General features: G+C 61.5%; 22 protein-coding genes. 3 read left to right on the top strand and 19 right to left on the bottom strand.

The window, feature by feature from the left end:
- Nucleotides 1-242: 242 nt before the first annotated feature.
- The 5 genes from GPK42_RS02520 to tmk form a co-directional block, all read right to left on the bottom strand.
- On the bottom strand, nucleotides 243-1352 hold the full coding sequence (locus GPK42_RS02520) for a hypothetical protein (protein ID WP_215693307.1): 1110 nt from the start codon (nucleotides 1350-1352) through the stop codon (nucleotides 243-245).
- Between the two features lie 11 nt (nucleotides 1353-1363).
- Nucleotides 1364-2170, bottom strand: coding sequence for a ComF family protein (locus GPK42_RS02515; protein WP_252200049.1), 807 nt, complete (start codon nucleotides 2168-2170; stop codon nucleotides 1364-1366).
- A 102-nt stretch (nucleotides 2171-2272) separates the two neighbouring features.
- A complete protein-coding gene (locus tag GPK42_RS02510; protein WP_215693305.1) occupies nucleotides 2273-3973 on the bottom strand; it encodes a PSP1 domain-containing protein in 1701 nt (566 codons plus the stop codon).
- Nucleotides 3964-5091 carry a DNA polymerase III subunit gene (locus GPK42_RS02505; protein ID WP_215693303.1) on the bottom strand — a complete coding sequence of 376 codons (1128 nt, stop codon included), beginning with the start codon at nucleotides 5089-5091 and terminating at the stop codon, nucleotides 3964-3966. Before GPK42_RS02505 ends, GPK42_RS02510 begins: the two co-directional genes overlap by 10 nt.
- A gap of 1 nt (nucleotide 5092) precedes the next feature.
- Nucleotides 5093-5776: a dTMP kinase gene (tmk, locus tag GPK42_RS02500; RefSeq protein WP_215693301.1), complete on the bottom strand. Its 684-nt coding sequence runs from the start codon at nucleotides 5774-5776 to the stop codon at nucleotides 5093-5095.
- Between the two features lie 239 nt (nucleotides 5777-6015).
- On the opposite strand from tmk, the gene GPK42_RS02495 reads away from it, so the two are divergent.
- Nucleotides 6016-6999: a zinc-ribbon domain-containing protein gene (locus tag GPK42_RS02495; protein ID WP_215693299.1), complete on the top strand. Its 984-nt coding sequence runs from the start codon at nucleotides 6016-6018 to the stop codon at nucleotides 6997-6999.
- Between the two features lie 141 nt (nucleotides 7000-7140).
- On the opposite strand, the gene GPK42_RS02490 is transcribed toward GPK42_RS02495, so the two are convergent.
- The 7 genes from GPK42_RS02490 to GPK42_RS02460 form a co-directional block, all read right to left on the bottom strand.
- Nucleotides 7141-9735 carry a DNA topoisomerase I gene (locus tag GPK42_RS02490; RefSeq protein ID WP_215693297.1) on the bottom strand — a complete coding sequence of 865 codons (2595 nt, stop codon included), beginning with the start codon at nucleotides 9733-9735 and terminating at the stop codon, nucleotides 7141-7143.
- Between the two features lie 54 nt (nucleotides 9736-9789).
- Nucleotides 9790-10473 (bottom strand): hydrogenase nickel incorporation protein HypB, encoded by a 684-nt coding sequence (gene hypB / locus GPK42_RS02485; protein WP_006235936.1) that lies wholly within the window; start codon nucleotides 10471-10473, stop codon nucleotides 9790-9792.
- 55 nt (nucleotides 10474-10528) lie between these two features.
- Complete coding sequence (gene hypA / locus GPK42_RS02480) at nucleotides 10529-10885, bottom strand: hydrogenase maturation nickel metallochaperone HypA (RefSeq protein WP_215693295.1); 357 nt, start codon at nucleotides 10883-10885, stop codon at nucleotides 10529-10531.
- A gap of 6 nt (nucleotides 10886-10891) precedes the next feature.
- On the bottom strand, nucleotides 10892-11683 hold the full coding sequence (gene tatC, locus GPK42_RS02475) for a twin-arginine translocase subunit TatC (RefSeq protein WP_022093860.1): 792 nt from the start codon (nucleotides 11681-11683) through the stop codon (nucleotides 10892-10894).
- Nucleotides 11683-12282 (bottom strand): twin-arginine translocase TatA/TatE family subunit, encoded by a 600-nt coding sequence (locus GPK42_RS02470; protein WP_215693293.1) that lies wholly within the window; start codon nucleotides 12280-12282, stop codon nucleotides 11683-11685. Before GPK42_RS02470 ends, tatC begins: the two co-directional genes overlap by 1 nt.
- A 153-nt stretch (nucleotides 12283-12435) precedes the next feature.
- The gene (locus GPK42_RS02465) at nucleotides 12436-12750 is read right to left on the bottom strand and encodes an STAS domain-containing protein (RefSeq protein ID WP_035137695.1); all 315 of its coding nucleotides are present in this window, start codon (nucleotides 12748-12750) and stop codon (nucleotides 12436-12438) included.
- Between the two features lie 51 nt (nucleotides 12751-12801).
- On the bottom strand, nucleotides 12802-14106 hold the full coding sequence (locus GPK42_RS02460) for an aspartate aminotransferase type Ic (protein ID WP_215693291.1): 1305 nt from the start codon (nucleotides 14104-14106) through the stop codon (nucleotides 12802-12804).
- Between the two features lie 149 nt (nucleotides 14107-14255).
- Here GPK42_RS02460 and GPK42_RS02455 point away from each other — a divergent pair, with 149 nt between their 5' ends.
- Complete coding sequence (locus GPK42_RS02455; protein ID WP_055285533.1) at nucleotides 14256-14510, top strand: hypothetical protein; 255 nt, start codon at nucleotides 14256-14258, stop codon at nucleotides 14508-14510.
- Nucleotides 14511-14596: 86 nt separating this feature from the next.
- Here the strand turns inward: GPK42_RS02455 and nhaA are convergent, their stop codons facing one another.
- The 7 genes from nhaA to GPK42_RS02420 all read right to left on the bottom strand — a co-directional run bounded on the left by nhaA (nucleotide 14597) and on the right by GPK42_RS02420 (nucleotide 22174).
- A complete protein-coding gene (gene nhaA, locus GPK42_RS02450; protein ID WP_215693290.1) occupies nucleotides 14597-15955 on the bottom strand; it encodes a Na+/H+ antiporter NhaA in 1359 nt (452 codons plus the stop codon).
- Nucleotides 15956-16222: 267 nt separating this feature from the next.
- On the bottom strand, nucleotides 16223-17146 hold the full coding sequence (locus GPK42_RS02445; RefSeq protein WP_118226883.1) for a manganese-dependent inorganic pyrophosphatase: 924 nt from the start codon (nucleotides 17144-17146) through the stop codon (nucleotides 16223-16225).
- A gap of 165 nt (nucleotides 17147-17311) precedes the next feature.
- The gene (locus tag GPK42_RS02440) at nucleotides 17312-18265 is read right to left on the bottom strand and encodes an ROK family protein (protein ID WP_252200046.1); all 954 of its coding nucleotides are present in this window, start codon (nucleotides 18263-18265) and stop codon (nucleotides 17312-17314) included.
- 241 nt (nucleotides 18266-18506) lie between these two features.
- On the bottom strand, nucleotides 18507-18839 hold the full coding sequence (locus GPK42_RS02435; protein WP_199407153.1) for a PTS sugar transporter subunit IIA: 333 nt from the start codon (nucleotides 18837-18839) through the stop codon (nucleotides 18507-18509).
- A 9-nt stretch (nucleotides 18840-18848) separates the two neighbouring features.
- Nucleotides 18849-19151 (bottom strand): PTS sugar transporter subunit IIB, encoded by a 303-nt coding sequence (locus GPK42_RS02430; protein WP_055285538.1) that lies wholly within the window; start codon nucleotides 19149-19151, stop codon nucleotides 18849-18851.
- Between the two features lie 158 nt (nucleotides 19152-19309).
- Nucleotides 19310-20653: a PTS sugar transporter subunit IIC gene (locus tag GPK42_RS02425; protein WP_055285540.1), complete on the bottom strand. Its 1344-nt coding sequence runs from the start codon at nucleotides 20651-20653 to the stop codon at nucleotides 19310-19312.
- Between the two features lie 120 nt (nucleotides 20654-20773).
- Nucleotides 20774-22174 (bottom strand): glycoside hydrolase family 1 protein, encoded by a 1401-nt coding sequence (locus GPK42_RS02420; protein ID WP_195520983.1) that lies wholly within the window; start codon nucleotides 22172-22174, stop codon nucleotides 20774-20776.
- Nucleotides 22175-22477: 303 nt separating this feature from the next.
- Here GPK42_RS02420 and GPK42_RS02415 point away from each other — a divergent pair, with 303 nt between their 5' ends.
- The gene (locus GPK42_RS02415) at nucleotides 22478-23197 is read left to right on the top strand and encodes a GntR family transcriptional regulator (protein ID WP_195520984.1); all 720 of its coding nucleotides are present in this window, start codon (nucleotides 22478-22480) and stop codon (nucleotides 23195-23197) included.
- Nucleotides 23198-23231 lie beyond the last annotated feature (34 nt).

Genomic DNA, 23231 nt, shown 5'->3' with positions numbered 1-23231 from the left:
AGGCGGTGTCCCCTCCCTTTCAAGAAAGGGCGGAGGCGGGGCATGCCCCGCCTCTTACACCACATCTCTGTGCGCTACCCAGATTGATGCCAGGATATTCCACATTTGTTTAATAACTTTCTAATTTACCCCCTCTTCCAGTCCCAAAATCCCTGATTTTGCTGTTACTGAATTTGTAGCAGTACTCATATTTGCTATATTTTGGCCAGAGCATATATCCAACCCCCTGTTTCAGAGCATTGTTAGGCGGGTTTAAGCCCAAAACACGCCCGCAGCGTGTTAAGCAGCGCCTCTTGCTTTTTCCTGCGGGCATCGACACGATTCCGGTACCGCTTTCGCATACGCTGGTGCATGCGCCATGCGAGCGCCTCCATTGCTTCCATGTCGCAGAGCATCTCGTTATTGACCGTCGCGACCTCGATTCCCATAGTAATCAAGCCCGTGTTGCGTTTTTCATCATGGATACGTCCCCTCCGGGAGGAATGGCCCAGCTCACCGTTGTATTCCAGGTCAAACTGGGCTGCTTCCTGATACGCATCGCAAACTGCATGCGGCATCCCCGAGATTGCCTGCGCGCGGTCATCGAACTCAATCTTGTAGTCGGTCTTAAAGGGACCGCAGGCAAATCCGCCATAGGAAAACGGAAGCGAAAACAGAGCGAGCATGATGCACTCCATGGGCGAGCGCAAGTTTTCTGACAAGTAGGGACACAGACGCTGCAGTTTTTTGGCCGCATTCCCCTTGCATACCGCGAGGTAATCTGCCAGGCGATCGGGCGTCAGCACCGGCTCGACTTCAAAGTAGCCCACGTCTGCCGGTTGATCCTTGTCCTTTGCAAGTCTATTCGCAACAGGCGAGGTGTAGGGAGGCAGATACTTCCCGCGATCGCTCAGTGAAATCTTGGAACACAGTTCCTGGGCCAGGGCAAACCCCTGGATACAACCGACCTCGCGGGCGACGGCAACACAAAGGGCCTCGGGAGATAGGCTGTACACCCCCGGTTCTACCTCTAAAATCGAGCCGGCGGGCAACCCGGAACACACGGACCAGCCCACGTCAGGCATGCGGCGGCGCTGCGCCGCAGATCCCACCAGCAAGCAAAGATCTTCTTGCACCTCGCCGCTTGCGGCCCCAATCCGCACCAAGTCGGGAAGATAGATGTCCTCGATCGAGGGCGACGACGCGCGCAGCACACGGCACTCTTCATCGGGACTGAGGTCCCTCCAGCTGATGTAACCCATTTGTCGGCGCTCGGCGCGCATCATGCGTAGCGCCGAGGCGCCCGTCAGAATTACGGAAGCAGCCAGCTGCTCGCTTGCAGGCTTGCCACGCTGCCCGATCTTTATTGCCATCTGAACCACCCCTACCAAACGCGTGCGATAGCGAGGCCATCAACGGCCGCGGCACCGGCGCGCTTGAGTTCCGCCGAAGCCGCGGCCATCGTCGCGCCCGTGGTGATAACGTCATCGATAAGCAGCAGGCGGCGGCCGTGCACGTCCTCAACCGTCTCGTACATGCCTTGGGCACGCTCGCGGCGCTCCTCACGACCGAGTTCGCGCTGGTCGCCATGCCCGTACTTGACGAGAGCATCGAGCAGGGGAACACCCGACAGCTCGCAAAATGGGCGCGCAATAGCCTCCATATGATCAAAACCACGCCGCCGAAACGCTGCCGTCGTCGCAGGCACAAACACCACCGCATCCGCACCGGACAGCACACCTCCATAGCGATCGGGCGCTACGACCTGGGCATGCAGGGCGGTGTCGTAGAGCAGCTCCGCCAGATACGGAGCCAGACGTTGCTCGCCCGCATCCTTGTACGCTTTAATGATGCGCGGCAGCGGATGCGCATAGACGGCGCACGCCAGGCAGCGGTCGAGCGCCTCCGCCATTGCCGAGGACGTGCCCTTGACCGAACACTCAGTGCACAGCAAATCCCCAAACGGGGCGCCGCATCGGGTGCAGCTATGACACGGGTCGATGAGCGTGAGCGCAGCCAGACAGTCTTGGCAAATAAGCGCACCGGCGCGCTCGCAGCCGGCACATCGTGTTGGCGACAATGCCTCGAGCGCCTCGTGTGCCACCCGCTCGGCAAACGGTAGCAATTCGTCCGCAAACGGTAGGGCACCGGCACCCTGCAGACGGCTCAATATGTTCAGATGGCTCTTCAAGACACAACCCTCCCTACGCTCGGTCGCAGGGAGGGTTGTTGATTCGGCGCTATGATACCCCGATGCGCTCGGGGCAAGGCGGGCTAAATCCGCTCGCGGGCGTTATTCGCCGGCGGGCGGTTGTGGTGCGGGCGAAGACGGGGTCGAGCCCTCGCCACCATCCTGGCGCGGCTTGCGGGAACGGCGACGGCGACGGCGCTTTTGACCCTGGTCGGCCGAGCCCTCGCCACCGCGATCCTCGCGCGGCTCGCGCTCGTCGCGAGCGGCGCCACGCGAAGCCTTGGCAGCCGCTCCCCCGCCATCTCCGGGACGACGGCGCGTGACCTTGACCTCGCCATCCGAGACCTGATCGGCCACGGAGGGCACTGAGGGCTTCTGCTGCGCGCCCGAGGAATGGCGACGGCGCGGACGCGGCGCGCGCTCCTCCTCGCCACGTGACTTGCCGCTCTTGTCGACAGGCGCATCGGAGGCCGAGGCGCCCTTGGAAGCGGCATCGGCCTCGCGAGCAGCTGCGGCGCGGAAGGCGTCCTCGCGCTCCTCGCTCGACAGATGACGGCGGCGGCGACGTGTGGGGTTCATGCCACCGCCGCGATTCTGCTGCTGGGGTTGCTGAACCTCGCGCTCGCGAGAGGCGTGCTTACCCGCGGCTGCAGCCTCGGTAGCATCGCCCGAGCCCGCGCGCTTGCGGCGGCGACGGCCATCGGCCGCCCCCTCGGCCTCGGGCGCCTCGGCCTTGCCGCGGCCCTTTCCGCGGCCACGGCCCTCGCCCTGGCTCTGAGCAGCGCGGGCATCGGAATCGACGTCGCGACGACGGCGCTTGGGCATCGACGTGCCGGCCAGACGGTCGGCACTCGACAGGCCATCGCCCACGTCGACGCCGTTCTCGCGATCGAGCTCCATGAGCGCCAGGCGCATCTCGGGCGACTCGATGCGCTCGAGCACGTCGCGCGTCACGCAGTCGGGGCGGCAGCTGCAGCCCTGCTCGGCGGCCTTCTTTTTGCAGCCCTCCGAGCACGTCATATCGGCCAGGTTGACCTTAAAGACTTTACCGTTCTCCAGGCGCAGCACCAGCTGCTCACGCGGCGTGTCATACTCCTGAATACGCGCCTTGCCAAGCGGCGTATCGATGAGCGTCTTCTTTTTGGGCGCACGGCTCTTAAAGTCCTTGTACGCCTCGAACTCATAGCGCAGGCAGCACATCAGGCGGCCGCATACGCCGCTGATCTTGGACGAGTTGAGCGGTAGGTCCTGCTCTTTTGCCATGCGAATCGAGACGGGCTCAAACTGTCCGCCAAAGCGCGTGCAGCAGAGCTCCTGTCCGCATTGGGCATAGCCGCCCACCAGACGGGTCTCGTCGCGCACACCGATCTGGCGCATGTCGACGCGAATATGCAGCGTCGAGGACAAGTCCTTGACGAGCTGGCGAAAATCGACACGCTCCTCGGCGGCAAAGTAGAACACGGCCTTCTCGCCGCCAAACAGGTACTCGACGCCGACCGGCTTCATCTCGAGGTCGAGCTCTTTGACCAGACGGCGGAAATCGACCATGGCCTCGTCGCCCTGGATGGCCAGGTCGTCAGCAAGCTGCAGGTCGATGTCGCTCGCCACGCGCAGCACGGGCTTGAGCGGCTGACCGATCTCGTCTTGCGGCACCTCAAAGGGATCGGCCGTGACCAGGCCGATCTCGATTCCGCGCTCGGTGGAGCAAATGGCATAATCGGCCTCGAGGATATCCAAATCCTGCGGATCGAACCACAGGTCGCGCGAGGCGTAGGTAAACTTAACGGGTACAACTAACGGCATTTCAGTGCCTTCCTGATATCGAACAGCATGACCTCGATGGCCAGCTGGGGAGTAACGTTTCTGGCGATGTTGCGCTCGGCGGTTGCGACTGCCTCGAGCGCCCGCGTGGCACCCGCAACATTGGTCGCAGCGGCAAGCCGACCGATCGTGTCGCGCACGTCTTCGTTCACCACGTCGGCCGCCTCGTCCTGAAGTGTCAGCAGCACATCGCGCATGAGCGTCCGCGCGCTCGCCAGCGCTTCCATGATACCCGAACGCTCGCGCGCGTTGAGCTCGCGCTTATTGCGGTCCTCAAGCTGCTTCAATGCTCCACGCGACAGGTAGTCGGCGTTTTGCTCGAGCACCTTTTCCTGCGTGGACTTGACCTCGGCGAGCGGCGCCTTAACGGCGACGATGAGCGACTTGGCGCGGCTGAGCACGTCGGCCTCGTCGGCGGCAATGAGTGAGTCGATGGCACGGACCATCTGACGGCGGGCGTCCTGGCGCTCGGCACTCTTAAGGAACTCGATGCCGCGCGTGGGGCTGCCCGCCACGGCGACGGCCATGCGACAACGCGCGATATCCTGACCAGTGGCACGGCTCACGGCGTGCGCGGCGACGGCGGGTGACACCAGCCGAAACGGCACGCACTGGCAGCGGCTCACGATGGTGGGCAACATCACGTCTGCCGAGGTGCCCAGCAAGATAAACATAACGCCCTCGGGCGGCTCCTCGAGTGTTTTGAGCAGTGCGTTGGCGGTGTTGGCGCGCAGCTGCTCGGCACGGTCAATGATGTAGACCTTGGCCTTGGCGCGGATGGGCGCCAGAGGCACGTCATCGAGCAGCTCGCGGGTCTGGGCGATGAGGTAACCCGTGGCGCTCTCGGGCGTGTAATAGTGCACGTCGGGGTGCGTGTGCCGCGCAACGCGCACGCAGCTGTCGCATGCGCCGCAGCCGTCCTGCTCGCACAGGAAGGCCTGGGCGAGCGCCCACGCGGCGTCGAGCTTGCCCGCGCCGGGCGCGCCCAAAAACAGGTAGGCGTGCGATGCGCGACCGCTGGCGACGGCATTGGTCAAAAAGTCGCGCACGCGCTCTTGGGTGTCGAGCTTGGCCAGCAGACTTGCCTGAGCGGGGGCCATGCTACTCGGCCTCCTGGGCAAGCGCAGCGGTGACGGCGTCCTGGGAAATGTCGAGGCCGTAGGCGCGAACCCGCTCGACCGTCTGCGCGAAGACTTCCTCGATGGACGCGGTCGCGTCGATGAGCTTTACGCGGTTTGGTTCCTCGGCGGCAATGGCGCAAAATCCCTGGTAGACGCGCTCTTGGAAGGCCATGCCCTTAGCCTCCATGCGATCTGCCGCACCACGGGCTGCCATGCGCAGCGCCGCCTGCTCGGGCGTGATGTGGTAGACGAGTGTGAGCGCCGGGTGCGTACCCGCGACGGCCAGGTTGTTGGCATCGCGCACCATCTGACGATCGAGGCCGTCGGCAAACGCCTGATAGCAGGTCGTGGAATCGTAGAAGCGGTCGCACAGGACCACCTTGCCGGCCGCGAGGGCGGGCGCGATAACCTCATGCACTAGCTGGGCACGGGCGGCCTCATACAGCAGCAGCTCGCAAGTGTCGCCCATCGCCGTATTGGCGGGGTCGAGCAGCAGAGCACGGATCTTTTCGCTGATGGCGGTACCGCCCGGCTCGCGCAGGCTCACAACCTGGTAGCCAGCGAGCTCGAGCGCACGGGCAAGCAGGCGCGCCTGCGTAGATTTACCGGCGCCATCGACACCCTCGAGCGTAATGAAGCTATGTTGAGCGGGCACAAAAGCCATGGGCGCAGCCCCTTCCTACAAGGCGCGTAAATGCAGATATATCAACCAAGCCATGATACCCCAGTGCTCGGTGCGTCCCCAATGGCTAAAGGTGCCTTTCCAAAGTTGCGGTGAAATAGGGACTGATTGAAGCTCTGAGACCGCCAAACAGTCCCTATTTCACCGCAACTTATGATGGGGATTTTTGGGCGCTGGGTATAATCGTCGTATTGCATTGAAATGTGGCGAAAGGAGTGGCAATGTCTCGGTATTGCGCCTCGTGCGGCAAGCTTCTTGCAGATAATGCCAAGTTCTGCACCTCGTGCGGTGCACCCGTTGAGCAAACAACCGCGAGCGATAGCCAGCCCGCTTTCGAGCAGACCGGTTCCCTCGATACGCCGCAAGCCAAGGCGGACGACCCCCTCGCCTATCGCCCCGACCCCGCCGCAGGCCCCGCGGCCGTCGAGACCACGCAGCGCATACCCGTCGCGAGCGGCTCGTCCCAACAGGAGCCGGCTCCCGCATACGCGCCCGCTTCGCCACAGACCCCCGCCCCCAAAAAGAGCGGCACCGGGCCGCTTATCGCCGTTATCGTTGTGCTGGTGGCAATCATCATCGCCCTGGTCGTTTTCTTTGTGATCAAGCCTTTCGACAACGCCGCCACGCAGACGACTGCCGAGGTAGCTAAGCTGCACCATGACGTCGACGACGATGACCTAAAGCCTCTCGGCGATCCCAACAGCCTGTACGACGATGATGACGATGACGACGAGGATGGCGGCGAAGCAACGCTCTCCGAGCAGAACCTCTACCGCCGACTGAGCGAATACTACGACTTGCTCGAAGACCTCGACAACTACGTCCGTGGCTGCGCGCAGAACTTCAACGGCAGCTATCTGGAAGAAGATCGCACCACCCGTCAAAATCTCGCCGACGTCGCCGAGCGCACAGAGGACACCATCGAGCAGTATTACGACATCGTCGAGGACCTGGACGTCCCGACGAGCTCTAAGAACTACAGTTCCTGGAAAGACATCGTTGCCCTGTATGACGACCTGGATCACCGCATTGACGCAATCTGTGATGCCTGGGAGATCAGCCTGAAATACACCAAGCCTGCGGATCACAAGAATGAGATCGTGGCGCCGCTGTCGCGCGACAACGTGGCGGGCACCAATGACAATAAGTACCGCCTAGACTTTGAGGAGCGCTACCCCGGCGCCAAACCCGTCGAAGTGAACTAGCGCTTTGTCGTTCCCGAGCCGGCAGTTAGGGACGTTCCTAAACTGCCGGCAGAAAAGGAACGTCCCTAACTGCCGGTCAAAAAAACGAGCGAGGATCGTGGGGTCCTCGCTCGTTTTTTAGGCAATGTTTCGACCGCGCCGTTACTTGTCGGAGGCTACTTTCTTGGCAGTCGACTTCTTCGCGGTCGTCTTCTTGGCGGCAGTGGCTTTCTTAGCCGTCGTCTTCTTGGCCGCCGTCGTCTTCTTGGCCGTGCTCGCCTTAGTCGTGGTCTTGCGGCCGCGGGCGGGCTTCTTCTCCTTGGTCGGGCAGTCCATGTTGACGCAGATACGCCACGGGCCGCGCGCCGTGTTGACCACCACGATGGGGGCGCCGCACTCGGGGCAGGTCTCACCCGTCGCCTCGAGCTTACCGCGCGCCGGCAGAGGATAGCTCACGCCGCAGTCATCGTAGTTGGTGCAGCGGATAAAGCGCTTGCCGCTCTTCTCACTCTTGTGCGCGATCAGGTCGCCATGACGTCCGGCCTCGGCACACACCTTGCACTCGCCCACCTTAAGGTCGGGCTCGTAGTTGGTGGGGCACGTGGGGTTCACGCAGATCTCGAAAGCCTTCTGACGGAACGGCTGGCATTTAATGCGCGGCGCGCCGCACTCGGGGCACACGGCCGCCTCGCCCTCGAGCGGACTCACCTTGACGCCGCTCGGCACCGGATAGGTCACATCGCAGTCGGGCCAGCCCATGCAGCCAATGAAGCTGCCACGGGTCTTGGCGCTCGTCTTCATAACCAGGTCCTTGCCGCACTTGGGGCAAGCTCCCACGCGCGCATCGGCCGTGACGGCGTCGCTGATGGCGTCGCCCAGCTCCTGCGTGTGCTTGAGCAGCTCGTCGAGCACGCCAGCCAGCAGCGCGCGCGAGTGCATCACGACATGCTCTTCGGTATCCTCGCCGCGCTCCACACGGGTCATGTCGCCGTCGAGCTCGCTGGTCATATCGGGGCTCGTGATGCGCGGGGCAAACTGCGACAGCGCATCGATGATGGCGATACCCAGCTGGCTCGGCTCAACGGGATCATTTTTGAGATAGCGCACGGCGTACAGGCGCTCGATGATGCTCGCGCGCGTGGACTTGGTGCCTAGGCCGCGCTTCTCCATCTCCTGCACGAGCTTGCCCTGGCTGTAGCGCGCGGGCGGCTCGGTCTGCTTGGCCTCGAGCTTAATGTCGAATACGTCGACCGTATCGCCCTGCTCAAGCGGCGGCATCTGCTCGTCGCGTTTAAGGCCATACGGGTAGGCCTCGCGGAAACCCGGGGTCACGAGCACATCGCCCGAAGCCACGAACGGCTCACCGTTCACATCGAGCTCGAGCTTGGTGTTCTCGATGGTCGCGGGACCCATGAGCGTCGCCAGGAAGCGGCGGGCGATGAGGTCGTAGAGCTTGCGCTGGCCGCCGTCGAGCGTGGACGGATCGCCCTCGCCCGTGGGATAGATAGGCGGGTGGTCGGTGGTCTCGACTTTGCCGCGCGTAGGCTTCATGGGGCCGGCAAGCACCTTTTTGCATACGGGCGCCAGCGCCGGGTTGATCTTTGCCAGGTCGCTCACCACGGCGCCCAGATCGAGCGTCGCGGGGTACACGGTATTGTCGACACGCGGGTAGCTGATGAGACCGGCCATGTAGAGGGACTCAGCGATGCGCATGGTACGCGCAGGCGAGATGCCCTCGGCCGCGGCGGCAGCCTGCAGCGAGGTGGTCGCAAACGGCGTGGGCGGCTGCTGCTTGCGCGAGCGCTTGGTCACCGCGGCGACGGTTGCCGTCGCGACGCCGTCAACATGGCCGTACGCCGTCTCAGCAGCATCCTTGTCGGTAAAGCGCGCCGTCTTGTGCGCGATCTTAAAGCGATCGTCCTCGGCAGCGCCCTGCGCGGCACCCATGCCGCGAATCTGCCAATAGTCCTCGGGCACAAACGCCATGCGCTCGCGCTCGCGCTCGACCACCAGGGCAAGCGTCGGCGTCTGCACGCGGCCGGCGGAACGCACGTTGCCAAAGCCGCCAAACTTGGCGAGCGTCAGGTAGCGCGTGAGCACCGCACCCCAAATGAGGTCGATGTGCTGACGGCTCTCGCCGGCGTCGGCCAGGTTCTGGTCGAGCGAGACAAGGTTATCGAAGGCCTGCGTGATCTCGGCCTTGGTAAACGAAGAATACTGGGCGCGGGCGACCGGCAAGTCGGGCGCCACCTCGCGCACCTTGTTGAGGGCGTCCGAACCGATCAGCTCGCCCTCGCGATCGAAGTCCGTGGCGATGATGACGCTGTCGGACTTTTTGGCGAGGTTCTTAAGCGAGCGGATGAGTTCCTTCTCGGCCGGCAGCTTAATGACGGGTGCCCAGGTGAGATACGGCAGACTCTCGAGCTTCCAGCCCTTGATGGAGATGCCGTCGGCAAGAAACGGCTTGCGTTTGGTGTCGTAGGGCGGGCGTGCCAGGCCATCGGGCATGTCGGCCGGTAGCATCTCGCCGTCCTCGGTAACCGAATACCAGCCCAGCTTTTTATCGAACAGCACGCTGTCGCAAAAATCGGGCGCAAGGATGTGACCGGCCAGGCCGATGGTCACGCACTCCTCGCCCTTCCACTCAAAACGGTAGATTGCGGTGTTGTACACCTTTTCCTTTTTGGGTTTGCCCGTGGACAGACGCTCGGCAATCTGACGCGCGGCGTCGTTTTTCTCTGCGATGATGAGCTTCAAAAGAGGCTCCTATCTCGTATCTCTACGGCTACGCCCGCCCGTATGGCGGCCGATTTACGCCCTTGCTTGCTCGATCTGCCCGATGAGCCAATCGCACCAGGCGTCCATGCCCTCGCCCTTGCGCGCGCTCACGGCAAACCGCGGCGCCTGCGGATTGAGGTCATCGAGTGTCTTAGTATACCTATCCATGTCAAAATCGAAAGCCGGGGCCACGTCGACCTTATTGAGCAGCTGCGCGCCAGCGTGCTGGAAGATGCCCGGGTACTTGATGGGCTTGTCGTCGCCCTCGGGCACCGAGAGAATCATGATGGACAGGTTCTCGCCCAAGTCAAAGTCGACTGGGCAGACCAGGTTACCCACGTTTTCGATAAAGATGACGTCGATGTTTTCCAGACCCACAGCCTGGTCAAACGCGTCAACGGCCTCCATGATCATGTTGCCCTCGAGGTGGCACAGGCCGCCCGTGTTGATCTGGATGGCGGGCATGCCGGCTTCCTTCATGGTGATGGCGTCGACATCCGAGGCGATATCGCCCTCGATGACGGCACAGCGCAGGCCGGCCTTGTCACGCAGGCGCTCGTTGGTGCCCAGGATCGTGGTGGTCTTGCCCGAACCGGGGCTCGACAAGACGTTGATCACATAGGTGTTTGTCTCATTAAATCGCTGACGCAGCTGATCTGCCAGGCGCTCGTTGCGCGACAGAATCGGCGACGCGATATCAATCGTTTTCTCAGCCATACTTAGCGCTCCTTACTTTGGCCCCTTTATACCCCATCACCAGATGGCTAGCGGGCTAATCGTCGGGGGTTTCGATTTCGATACTCGCGATATCGAGCTCGCGGCCGTGCAGTAGGCGCACGTTGGCACCACCACACTGGGGACAGCGACAGTGGAAGCGATCGTGGTCGAAGACCTCGCCGCAGTCCAGGCATTCACTTTGTGGGTGAATCTCCTCAACCGCGAGCTCGCAGCCCCGCGTGAGCGGGTCCTCATCGCGAAATGTCTCCCACGCAAAGTCGAGCGCCTCGCGCACAACTTCGGTCATATCCCCGATACGCAGCGTTACCAAAACGGCGCGCGAGGCCCCCGCCCCACGCGCCGCGCGAATCACTGTATCGAGTATGCCGTTGACAATGCCAACCTCGTGCATACCGATTTACTCCTCGTCGTCCTCATCGTCCGAGAACAGGTCCAGACGGCTCACAAACAAGCCCTCCTTGCCCTCGCGCGCGGTAATGACCACGCGGGCAATGGCGAGCGAAATCTCGTAGAGCGAGAGCAGGGCACCATACATGAGGCCCAGCGTAACGGGCGAGCCGTCGGGCGTAATCACAGCCGAGCCCACAAGCAGGCCCACGTACACGTAGCGCCAGGCGCCGCGGAAGGCCGCGTAGGACACGATGTGGAAGACGGACAGGTAGAAGATGATGAGCGGCAGCTCAAACGCCACGCCAAAGCCGATCATAAAGAGCAGCTCCATGTTGACGTAGTTCTCCAGGTCGGGCAGCGCCGTGGCGACGGCCGAGGTCTCGCCGATAAGCCACTCAAAGCCCGCCGGGATGATGATGAAATAGCAGAAGATGGCGCCCAGGAAGAACAGCACCGTCGAGGCGAGCACCGTGGGCACGACCCATTTGCGCTCGTTGGGACGCAGTGCCGGCAGGAAAAATGCCAGAATCTGCCAGATGATCATGGGCGTGCACATGACCACGGCCATCTTGATGGCCAGAGAGAAGCGCAGGCCAAAGCCGCCGAGCGTGGTGGTGATGTAGAACTTACCGTCCGGCACAAAGGAGCGGATGGGGTCTTCCAGGATGTCGAGCACCACGGGCGTGGCGAAATACAGCACGATGGCGGCGGCAAACACCGACACGACCACGATGGTCAGGCGGCGACGGAGCTCGCCCAGGTGATCGAAGAGCGGCATGCGCGCAGGTCCGATAGGCATTACTCATCGCCTCCCTTCGAGGCGTCGGCGGTGGCAGCCTCGGCAACGGCCTCGTCCTCGGCCTCGAGCTCGCGAGCGAGCTGGTCGACGACGGCCTTGCGCTTGCGGGGACGACGGGCGTAGAGGTCAGCCGTCGTGGGCTCTGCCGGCTCGGGCTCGGACTCTGGCTCTGCAGCAGGCTCGGGCTCGACGACAGGCTCGGCGGCAGCGGCAGGCTCGGCGCCCTCGGCCTCGGACTCCTCAGCAGCACCCTCGCCCTCGGCGGCAGCCTCGCTCGCGGCCTTCTCGGCGGCAAGGCGGGCACGGCGCTCGGCAAAGGTCTCCTTCTTTGCGGGCGCAGCCGTCTCGACGGCATCCTCGTCTGCATCGGAATCGTCATCGACGGCAGTCTTCTTGGGCTTGACCGGTGCCGAAGCGGCCTCACTTACCGGATCGATAATCTCGGACTGAACAACGGCCGTCATCTTTTCCTGCGTCTCGCGGAACTGACGGATGGCACGGCCGATCGTGCGGCCCATCTGTGGGAGCTTATCCGGGCCAAACAGCAAAAAGCCGAAGACCACGATGATCGCGAGCTCACCCTCTCCAATACCAAACACACATACCTCCAAGGCTCGATGTGAGTCGAGCCCGCACCGCGCCATTCGGCCGGAACTCGTCTATTCATTCGGTCAAGTATAGCGCCCGGACGCCAAAACGTCCGAGCGCATCACAAACATATGCCAAACGGCACGCCCTTTTGGGGGCAAAGATTATGCAGCGGTGATCGAAATCTCCTGGTCGACACCCAACAGCTGGACCACGCGCATCACCGGGGGCTGCACATTGGTGCAGCTAAAGCGCTTGCCGTGGTCGACCGCGTGGTGCGCGGCGCCCACGAGCACGCCAATGCCCGTCGAATCGATGTAGCTCACCTGGGCAAAATCGAGCTCAACGGCCTCAGTGGGCTGCTCGAGCGCCAGGTCGATGGCATTACGCAGGCTATCGGCGTTAGAGATATCGATCTCGCCGGTTACCTTAATGGTGTAGAGCTCTGGCGTGGGGTTGGTGGAAATACCCAAATCCATGTATACGCTCCTTTACGTATCGAAAGTGCGGATAGTACGGGAAGCCGCGCGTTAGGCGCGCTCGGCACGCGCAAGCTCGGCAGCGACGAGTTTGACGGCCAGCACCAGCACATCGAGCGCGGCCTCCAGGTCCTCGACCGTGGGATAGCTCGGCGCGATGCGGATGTTGGTGTCGCGCGGATCCTTGCCATAAGGCCAGGTGGCACCAGCCGGCGTGAGCTTGACGCCCAAGTCGGCGCAAAGCGCGGCGACCTTCTGGGCCGAGCCCTCGGGACCATCGAAGCTCACAAAATAGCCGCCGCGGGGATGCGTCCAGGTGGCGCAACTCGTGTCGCCCAGGCCCTCGGTGAGCTTGCGCTCGACGGCCTCAAAGCGCGGGCGCAGGAACTCGGCATGCTTTTTCATGTGCTCCTTGACCGCCTCGATGGTGGGAAGGAAACGCACGTGACGCAGCTGGTTGAGCTTGTCGGCGCTGATGAGGCCGGCCTTCAGGCGCTTGGAGAACTCGGCGATGACCGCGGGGCTCGCACCGATAAAGCCGATGCCGGCGCCCGGGAAGGTGATCTTGGACGTCGAGGCAAAGGCCACCACGCGGTCCTCGGTGCCCGCCGCGCGGGCAAGATCGAAGATGTTGGCGAGCTCGTCGGTCTCGTCGTACAGGTCGTGCACGCAGTAGGCGTTGTCCCAGAAGATGCGGAAATCGGGCGCGGCCGTGGGCATCTCGACCAGGCGGCGCACAGTGTCCTCGCTAAAGGTGATGCCCGTGGGGTTGGAATACTTGGGCACGCACCAGATACCCTTGATGGAGTCGTCGGCGGCAACCAAGCGCTCGATCTCGTCCATGTCGGGGCCGTTGTCGGTCATCGCGACGGGGACGTTCTCGATGCCCAGGTCGGCGGTGATGCCAAAGTGGCGGTCGTAGCCGGGAACCGGGCACAGGAACTTGACCTTCTTGCCGTCGTGCGCGGCCTCGTAAGCCTCCCAAGGTTCGCTGCCGCACGAGCCGCAACGCCAGAACATACCGGCGATGTCATGCTCGATCAAAAGGCTCGACGAGCCCAGCACGAGCGTCTGCTCGGCGGGGCAACCCAGGAACTCCCCTGCCAGCTTGCGCGCCGAGGGAATACCCTCAAAGCAGCCGTAGTTGGAACAGTCGACGTTGCCGTCGTGCAGATCGGCATCGGCATTGAGGATGTCGAGCATGGGTCGAGAGATGTCCACCTGGGAGGGCGACGGCTTGCCGCGGGCCATGTCGAGCGCCAGGCCCTTGGCCTTGACCTCGGCGACTTCGGCTTTGAGCGCCTCGATGGCGGCATCGAGTTCGGTGGTTTCCATCTTCTGGTAGATCGTCTGCATGGGTGCGACCTTTCACGAAGCGGTACGTTGCAGTTCGTCTAAGTATAGACCGCCACCGCCGCAACGGTATGAAGCCGTGATAGATTAAGTCCATCGCAATGAATTACAAATCGCCGCGCATGCCGGCGTGGAGCGCCCAAGGAGGCACTATGGAGTACGGATCGTTCCAGGCCGAGGAATTCGGCGACCTGCAGCGCCTGGTCGACGGGCTGTTTTACGACCGCCACGCCATCGACCGCCTGGATCTGATCGTACAGGCCGAAATCTTGGACCTGGCACCCGATCTCATGGAAATCGTGAACCTTTTGCCGCCCGGCTATTACGACCGCCAGTCACTTTGCGACCAGCTCAACTCCGCCTTGGCCGCCCACGGCTGGGGCGCCATCTACGGCACCGTGGAATAAACCCAGTCATTTAAGAACGCCCCCAATGACTAAAACGCCGCCTGTGATGGTGTTCACAGGCGGCGTTTTCAAACTTGTATATGCTCTTACTCGTCCTTGGGCGCGGGATGCTTGCAGATCACACTCATGTAGATCATGCCAAGTACGGCCGCGGTGACAGAGCCAGCGAGAATGGCGGCCTTGGCGGCCAGAACCTCAAACTCAGCCGTCGGGAAGGCAAGGCCGCTGATGAGAATCGACATGGTAAAGCCGATGCCGCCCAGAATGCCCACACCAGCAATCATGTGCCAGTTGACATTACGCGGCAACTGGCAAGCCTTGAGCTTGACCAGGGCAAACGTCATGCCAAAGATACCGATCGGCTTGCCCAGCAGCATGCCAAAGTACACGCCGAGCGTCACCGGGTCGGTGAGTAGCGTGCTCATGTCCACGCCCACTAGGCGAACCTGTGCGTTCACGAACGCAAAGATCGGCAGGATCACAAAGTTGACCGGCGTGGAGATCAGACGCTCTATGCGGATGAGCGGCGGAGTCACGCGGTGCATGACGCGCTCGACCTTGGTGGTCGAGACGGTAAAGTCATGCTGGCCCAGGATGTGTGCCTCGTCATCGTAGCGATCATCGAGCAGCGGCAGGCACTCGCCCAACCAATCGGTAAGGCTGTCGAGCTTGACGCCGCACTTGGCCGGGATGGTAAAGGCCAAGATGACGCCAGCAAGCGTAGCATGTACGCCGCTCTTGAACATGCAGAACCACAACAGCAGACCCAGTACCGAATACGGGGCAAGGCGGTAATGCTGAGTCTTGTTGAGCCACACGAGCGCGCAGGTCACAAGCGCGGCGGCGCCCAACCAAAACGGATTGGGGCTCTGACCGTAGAAGATAGCGATGGCGGCGATGGAGATGAGGTCGTCGGCGATGGCGAGCGTCGAGAAGAACACGCGCACGCCGTTGGGCACGCGATTACCCAAAAGCGACAGCACGCCCAGCGCAAAGGCAATATCGGTTGCCATGGGAATGGCCCAGCCGTTGTGCGCGCCGGCATGGTTAAAGATCAGATAGATGCAGGCGGGAACGACGACACCGCCCACGGCCGCCAGCATGGGAAGCATAGCCTGGCGCGGGTTTTTGAGCTCGCCGACCGTCATCTCGTACTTAAGCTCAATGCCCACCAGCAAAAAGAAAATCGCCATGAGGAAGTCGTTGACGAAAAGCTCAACGGTGAGACCGGCCGTAAGGTTGCCCAGGCCCACATACAGCGGGGTCTCCAAAAAGTGATGGATGGCCTCGTAGGCATCGGTATTGGCGCAAATGACGGCGGCGATGGCGGCGAAGACCATGACGGCGGCGGAAATCGTGCCGTTCTCGGCGATGCGCTCCCAGATGTCGTGGCGCTCAAAACGCTTGCGCTCACGAACGTTGAACAGCTGCTCAGTTGCTGCCATGGGCGGCTCCTTTCACGGGAAAGCTCCCGTCTTAAAAAAGCACGGCCCGCCCAAGTGGCGGCGCCGCGCTCTAACGTATTACGCTTGCATCTAGCCTACCCTGCACGACAAGCACGCAGGCGTGACCGAAAAGCGGAACCACAGGTTGAACATTATTTGCTCAACGGCACGGGCACGCCTGTCCAGGAGACGACGCGGCGACGTGCACAAAAAACGACCGGAGCGCGGGGCGTCCGCGATCCGGTCGTGGCGTTTGGTCAACTAAACCTAGCAGGCGGCCATGATGGGGGCTGCGACCTGCTTCTTACGGGAGAGGACGCCCGGCATCCAGACGCCGTCGTGCTCGTCGGCAATGCCCAGGCCCTTCTGAGCGGCCTCGGTCTCGCCCTCGAGCAAAACCTGCGAGCCCTCCTCCATGATGTCGGTAATGCACAGGACGATGCCGTCGGCACCCTTCTCGGCGGCGTAGGCGCGCATGGCCTCGCGAATCTCGTCGATCATGCCGAGTGCGCGGGTCTTGTCGACAGTCTCGTACTGGCCGATGAGCAGCTTCTTGCCGGCAGGCTCGAACATCTTGATGTCGTTGCCGACCATCTCGGCTGCGGTGAAGGAGCCGGACGGACGGGTGAGGAAGACTTCCATGCCAAACTTGACCGGGTCGACGCCCACCTGCTCGCCGAGCTTGGCGGCGACGGCGCGGTCGACATCGGTGGTGGTGGGGCTCTTGAGCATGAGCGTGTCGGTCATCATGGCCGAGAGCAGCAGCTTGGCCTGAACGTCGGAAAGCTCAACGCCGAGCACGCCGGCGAGCTTGGTGACGATGGTGCAGCTGGAGCCCCAGGGCAGGCAGATGTAGTGCAGCGGGCCGGCGGTCTCGAAGTCGCCGATGCGGTGATGGTCGACGACACCAAAGACTGTGGCGTCCTTAAGACCGGCAACGGACTGGGCGGACTCGTTGTGGTCAGTGAGGACGACGAGCTGACCGGCCTCGACGGACTCGATCACGCGGGGCTCGGCGATGCCGGCGTCGGCGAGCAGCTTGGCGGACTCGGCCGGAAGCTGGCCCAGGGCGCAGGCCTCATAGGTGTTGCCGGCATACTCAACCTGGTTGAGCAGCTGGGACAGAACGACGGCGCTCATGATGGCGTCGTTATCGGGGTTCTGGTGACCAAAGACAAGAACGTTTGCCATGGATATCCTCCACTTGATATGTGTACTTAGACGTAGCTATGGTAGCACGCCGATGCCGAGCCTTCGCAGACGGAAGAGCCACGGCATATTTTGGGGCAGGTATGGGGGCCAAGGCTGTCCCTTTTGCACCATGTTGGTGCAAAGTAACCCGCCCCCCTGCACCAGCTATTTGCCAGCGGCGCGCAGAGCTACGTAGGCGGCGCCGATGATGCCGGCGTCGTTGCCGAGCGAAGCGACCTTAATGGGCGTCTCGCGCGAGGCGGAAAGCGCGTAGCGCTGGAAGTACTCGCGAGCCTTGTCGAGGTAGACATCGGCCGAGGCGGAGGCGCCGCCGCCGATCAGGAACATCTCGGGGTCGACCACGTTGGCGATAAGCGCCAGGGCGCGACCGAGATAGTCGGCCATGGTATCGGCCGCGGCCAGCGCAAGCTTGTCGCCCTCGCGGCAGGCCTGGAACACGTCCTTGGAATCTGAGGGGCCGGTGAGCTCGATGGGCTCGACGCCCGCCTTCTTGCACTCGGCAAGGTAGTTGCTCACCACACCGGTGGCGCTGGAATACTGCTCCAGGTGGCCATGGCCGCCGCAGCCGCAGGTGCGCTCCTCAGCCGGATTCAGGCACATGTGGCCGATCTCGCCGCCGGCACCCACAACGCCCGACACCACGTCGCCGTTGACGATAACGCCGCCGCCCACGCCGGTACCGATGGTGACCATCACCACGTTCTGTACACCCTTGGCAGAGCCGAGCCAGGCCTCGCCCATGGCGGCGGCGTTGGCATCGTTCTCGTACTTAACGACCGCGTCGGGGCAGTGCTCCTGAATGGCGACTCTCAGCTCGGGCAGGTTAATGGCAATGTTGGCCTTGACCTTGGCATCGCCCGATGCCGGGATGGGGCACGGAACGGCCAGGCCAATACCCGCCACAAAGGCGCGCGGAATCTGGGCCTTGGCGACCACCTGGTCGATAGCCTCGGTCACCGCGGCAAAGCCCGCAGCGTCAACGATGGGAGGCGTGGGAACGCTGGCCTTGGCCAGCAGGTTGCCGTCCTCGTCGAACAGACCCTCCTTAACCGAAGTGCCGCCGACGTCAATGCCGATGTAGTACTGCTTAGGTTCCATGGGAGCCCACCTTTCTCGTTTAAACATTGCCTGTATGGTACCGCTCCCAAGGCAAAAACTTACCAAAAAGGGACAGGTTTGTTTTGGCAGGTTTTAACTGGGGAAACGCAAATGGCCGCTCAACAGGCCGCGCAAGACCATCCCCAAAAATAAAGGCGCCGGGAGGCGGAGACTCCCGGCGCCCGTCAAAGGGACTATGTTGTCTGTCGGACCGCACGGTCCTTCGCGGCGATAACGCCGACTAGGCCTTAAGTGCCTGCAGCTGCTTGTGAACCTCGATGAGCTCCGTCGCCATGACGCGCATGGTCTCGGTACCGGCCATCTGGTCCTCGGCATGCAGCAGAATCAACGGGGCCTCGCCGTTACGCTCGCCGTTGGCCTCTTTCTTCAGAAGCCCCATGTGAACATCGTGGCCACCGTTATAGGCCTCGTCGCCCTGCTTGATAAGCTCCTCGGCGGCGTCAAAATCGCCCTCCTTGGCCTTTTGCACGGCATTGATGTACATGCTCTTGGCGGTACCGACGTAGCTGATGATCTCGAAGCAGGTCATCTGCAGTTCGTTCATATCCTCCATGCGGAGCACCTAGCCCATCACGCTGACGCAGTGGTCAATGATGCCGGCAGCGTTCATGCGGCCGTAGTCGACCATGTTGATGACCTCGACCGGAAAACGGCCGGCGGCCTCCTTCTCAAAGTCACCCTTGGTGTAGCCGATCTGCGGGCCAAGCAGCAACATGTCGCACTCGTCCAGGTGATCGTGGGCCTCGTTCATGGGACGAGCCTCGATCTCGATATCCAGACCACGGTTTGCAACCTCGGCCTGCATCTTCTGGACCAGCAGGCTCGTGGACATACCGGCATTGCAGCAGAGCATGATCTTCTTCATGGTTTCCTCCTTATAACTGCGCGGCGCGCAGACGACGACTGGTTGTATTCCTTGCGGTTATTGTGCCCTCTTTCTGCGCCCTTACGCAGAAGAGAGATGCGGGCACTGACACCACGTACCGGTGCCCGCAAAGGTGAAAGGGACGAACGTTAGGCGTTCTACTCGGCGAGAGCCTCCTGCTTGGCGATTGCCTTCTCGGAAATCTTCATAAAGGGCAGGTAGACGGCCATGCCAATGACAATCTCGAGAGCCTGCCACACGCCGGCGCGCCAGTCAAAGCCCGTAGCGAGCAGGGCATTGATGACGGGAGGCATGGTCCAGGGCACCTGGGCGATGCAGGGGCTGATGATGCCTGCGCAGGTAAGGCCATAGGTGATGCCGATGAACAGGTCGGGAAGAAGAACAAACGGGATCATGAGCGGCAGGTTGTACACGATGGGGTAACCGTAGATAACCGGCTCGTTGATGTTGAACAGACCAGGCAGGATAGCCATCTTGGAAACGGTCTCGGAAGCCTTGTTCTTGGAGAACAGGAGCGTGTCGAGCAGAAGCATGAGGGTGCAGCCCGAGCCGCCGATGAGGGCGAAGCTGTTAACGATCTGCATGTTCATGTAGTGATCGGGCTGGATGGTGCCACCGGCGGCAAAGGTAGCCATGTTGTCGACGATGAGCATGGTCAGGATCGGCTCGACGGTAGCGCCAGAGATGGTGGACTGGTGAATACCGACGCAGAACAGCAGGTTGGCAAGGGTGTAGATGAGGATAACAGCCCACGGACCGGCGTTCATGATGTTCTTGAGCGGGTTGGAGATGCACGTGGAGATGATGGCGCACAGATCGGTGCCGGCGCACACGGCGAGCAGGGCTGCGGCAAGAGCGAAGATCGCGAGGTTGAGCAGCATCGGGATCATGACGTTGAAGGAGTTGGAGACCGCGGGAGGCACGCCCTCGCCCAGCTTAACCTTGAGCTTCTCGACGCCAGAGATCTTGATGAAGAGCGAGACGGAGAGCAGAGCGATGATAATGGCCGAGAACAGACCGTTAGTGCCGGTGTTGGCAGTCGAAAGGGCGCCCGTAACCTCGGCGGAGGTGATCTTGTCGGTGAGCAGCGGGCTCGTGGCGGCAAGCGAGGCGGTAATCTGCTGCGGCATCATGATGACGAAGGCAGAGATGGCGACGACCACGCAAGCGAGCGGGTTATCGAAACGCTTGTTCTTGGCGAGGCTGTAGCCAATCAATCCGGCCAAGATAATGGCAGAGACGTTGAGGGTGCCCAGCGTAATTGCCGAGCCCCACGTCTGAAGGTTGGCAAGGCCCGCCGCATCGAGCGGGAACAGAGGGAACACGACGTTGTTAATAAGAACCGCGATACCCGCAAGGATATAGAGCGGCGTGATGGTCGCGAAGGCGTCTCGCAGGGAACGCAGGTGAACCTGGTTTCCCACCTTCGCAGAGACCTCGGCAAACTTGTCGAGGAAGCTCTTTCCGTTGTCACTGGCCATGATTGCTCCTAACTTTCAAATCCGGCCTTTTCCTATGCGCACGGTGGTCTGTCGCCCTCTGCCACCAGATGTGCCATGTGTTGCGCGCGGCGGCGCGCGGTCTGGGCGTTCGCCCGGTCGCTAATCAACCACGTGGGTCGTGGCGACCTGTTTGAGCCAGGCCGCCGACTTCTTAAGACGGCGCTTGTAGCCATCCATCAGATCGACCTCGACAAAGCCATAGCGATTCTTAAAGGCATTGGCCCAAGACCAGTTATCGATGACGGCCCAATAATGGTATCCGCGACACTTGGCGCCCTCGGCGATTGCCTTGGCAACCCACTCCAGGTGCTGGCGTACAAAGTCGACGCGGTAGTCGTCCTGGATGGTTCCTTCGGCGTCACGGTTCTTGTATTCGTCCATGATGCCAATGCCGTTCTCGGAAACGAACCACTCAAGATCGGGGTAGTTCTTGGCGCAGTCCATGCCAAAGTCGTAGAGGCCCTGCGGGTAGATCTCCCAGCCGCGGCTCTCGTTCATAACGGCGTCGGGCCACACGTACTCGTCGGCAAAGTGCGGCAGGCCGTACTGGTCGACCTTGCTCGCCGGCGCCTGAACACGCGTGGGGTGGTAGTAGTTGCAGCCGAGCCAGTCGACAACACCCTGCTTGAGAATCTCTTGGTCGCCGGCACGGAACGGGAGCTTAACGCCGCCCTCGGCCAGGCTGTCGAGCACGTCGGCGGGAAGCTCGCCCTTGGTAATAAGGTCGAGCCACCAGCGATTGTTGATGCCGCTGGTCATACGCACGGCCTCGAGGTCTGCCTCGCTGGGGTTCTGTTTGGTGTAGACCGGGGTAAAGCAGTTGATCATGCCGATCTTGGCATCGGCGCGAATAGCGCCCTCGTCATAGGCGCGACGATAGTTGGCCACGGCCAGCGCGTGTGCCAGCGAGATGTGATACTGCACGGTGCGAGCGCGGTTGAAGTCGTGGAGTTGCGGGAACCACACGCCCTCTTGATAGCGCTGCTCGGGCTCGACGATGGGCTCGTTAAAGGTGAACCAGTACTTAATCTCCTGGCCAAACTCGTGGAAGGCGACGTCAGCGTAATGCGCGTAAGCCTCGACGACCTCACGGCTCTCCCAGCCGCCACGGTTAAAGAGATAGGTGGGCATGTCAAAGTGGTACAAGTTGACAAACGGCTCCAGGCCGGCCTCGCGAGAGGCGCGGAACAGCTCGTGATACCACGCAGCGCCCTCCTCATTAAGGTTGCCGTCGGCATCGAGCAGACGGCTCCACTGGATGGAAGTGCGATAGGTATTCAGGCCCAAGTCCTTCAAAATGCGAAAGTCTTCCTGGTACTTGGCCATAAAGTCATTGCCGGCATAAGAGCCAACACAGTTGTAGAACGAACCCAGATCCTGGATGGACCAGGTGTCCCACAGGTTCTCGAGCTTGCCGCCCTGGTTCCACTGACCCTCAGTCTGCGGGCCGGACATAGCAGCGCCAAAGAAGAAGTCGTTGGGCAGCTGATACTGTGCCATCAAAGTCCTCGCTTTCGTGTTCTAGAGCTTTCGGTTGGAGACGGGTTTGCTTTGGCAGGTTATCCGGCGCGGGCGCGCACCGGTCATACCGATATCCAACCCGCCAAAACAAAACCGTCCCCAAACGGTCGATCCTGTTCTGCGGAAGGATTCCGTTCGTTGCTTAAACTATAGCGCTCTAATTTTAAAAGTAAAGCGTCTTTTTCTTTTTTCTTTCTCGAACTTCTTAGATAAAAGTAATATGGGTGCCCTGTTGAGGGTTATACTTACTTTTGTATTCATATAAGTCGGAAAGGAGGTTCCATGATTCCCAAATACGAGGCGATAGCTGCAGATATTCGTCGAAGTATTGAGGATGGCGCTCTTAAACCGGGCGACAAGCTTCCCACCGTCGTTGAGTTCTGCGAGCTCTATAGCGTTTCAAAAATCACCGTCAAACGAGCTATTGAACAAATCACCGAGGAAGGTCTTATTACCAGCCGACGCGGATCGGGTACCTACGTTAAGGACACGGCGGGGCTTCCCGGCCAGGCGTTTTTCCAGGGCAAAAACGACCGTGCCCAAGGCTTTTCATATGAGCACCGCGGGGAGAAGGTGACCTCGGTGGTCTACGATTTCTCGATCGTTAATCCACCAGCGGACATCGCAGCCCAGCTGGGAATTGCCGAGGATGACTTTGCCTATCACGTCGTGCGCGTGCGTCAGGCCGATGAGAAGCCCATCGTTATCGAGTACACCTACATGCCCCTCGAGCTGATTCCAGGCCTTAAAAAGAAGGACCTGTACGGATCGGTCTACCGCTTCATCCGCGAGCAATGTGGGCTGAAGATTTCGAGCTTCCACCGTACCATTCGCGCCGTGGCAGCAACCGAGGAAGAAGCCGAGCGTCTGGACACCAAACCTGGCTCTCCCCTGCTCGAACTCACCCAGATTGGCTTTTTGGACAGCGGCGCCGCCTTTGAGTATTCGGTCTCGCGCAACGTTGGCGACCGCTTTGAGTTGCACAACGTAACGTTGGCATAGGTTTTTGTAGTCACGCGGGCGCTCGTTTTGAGCT

Source organism: Collinsella aerofaciens, assembly GCF_018785265.1.
Classification (GTDB): Bacteria; Actinomycetota; Coriobacteriia; order Coriobacteriales; family Coriobacteriaceae; genus Collinsella; species Collinsella aerofaciens_AI.
Note: the sequence above shows the minus strand (reverse complement) of the source record. Positions and strands in the feature narration are given on the sequence as shown.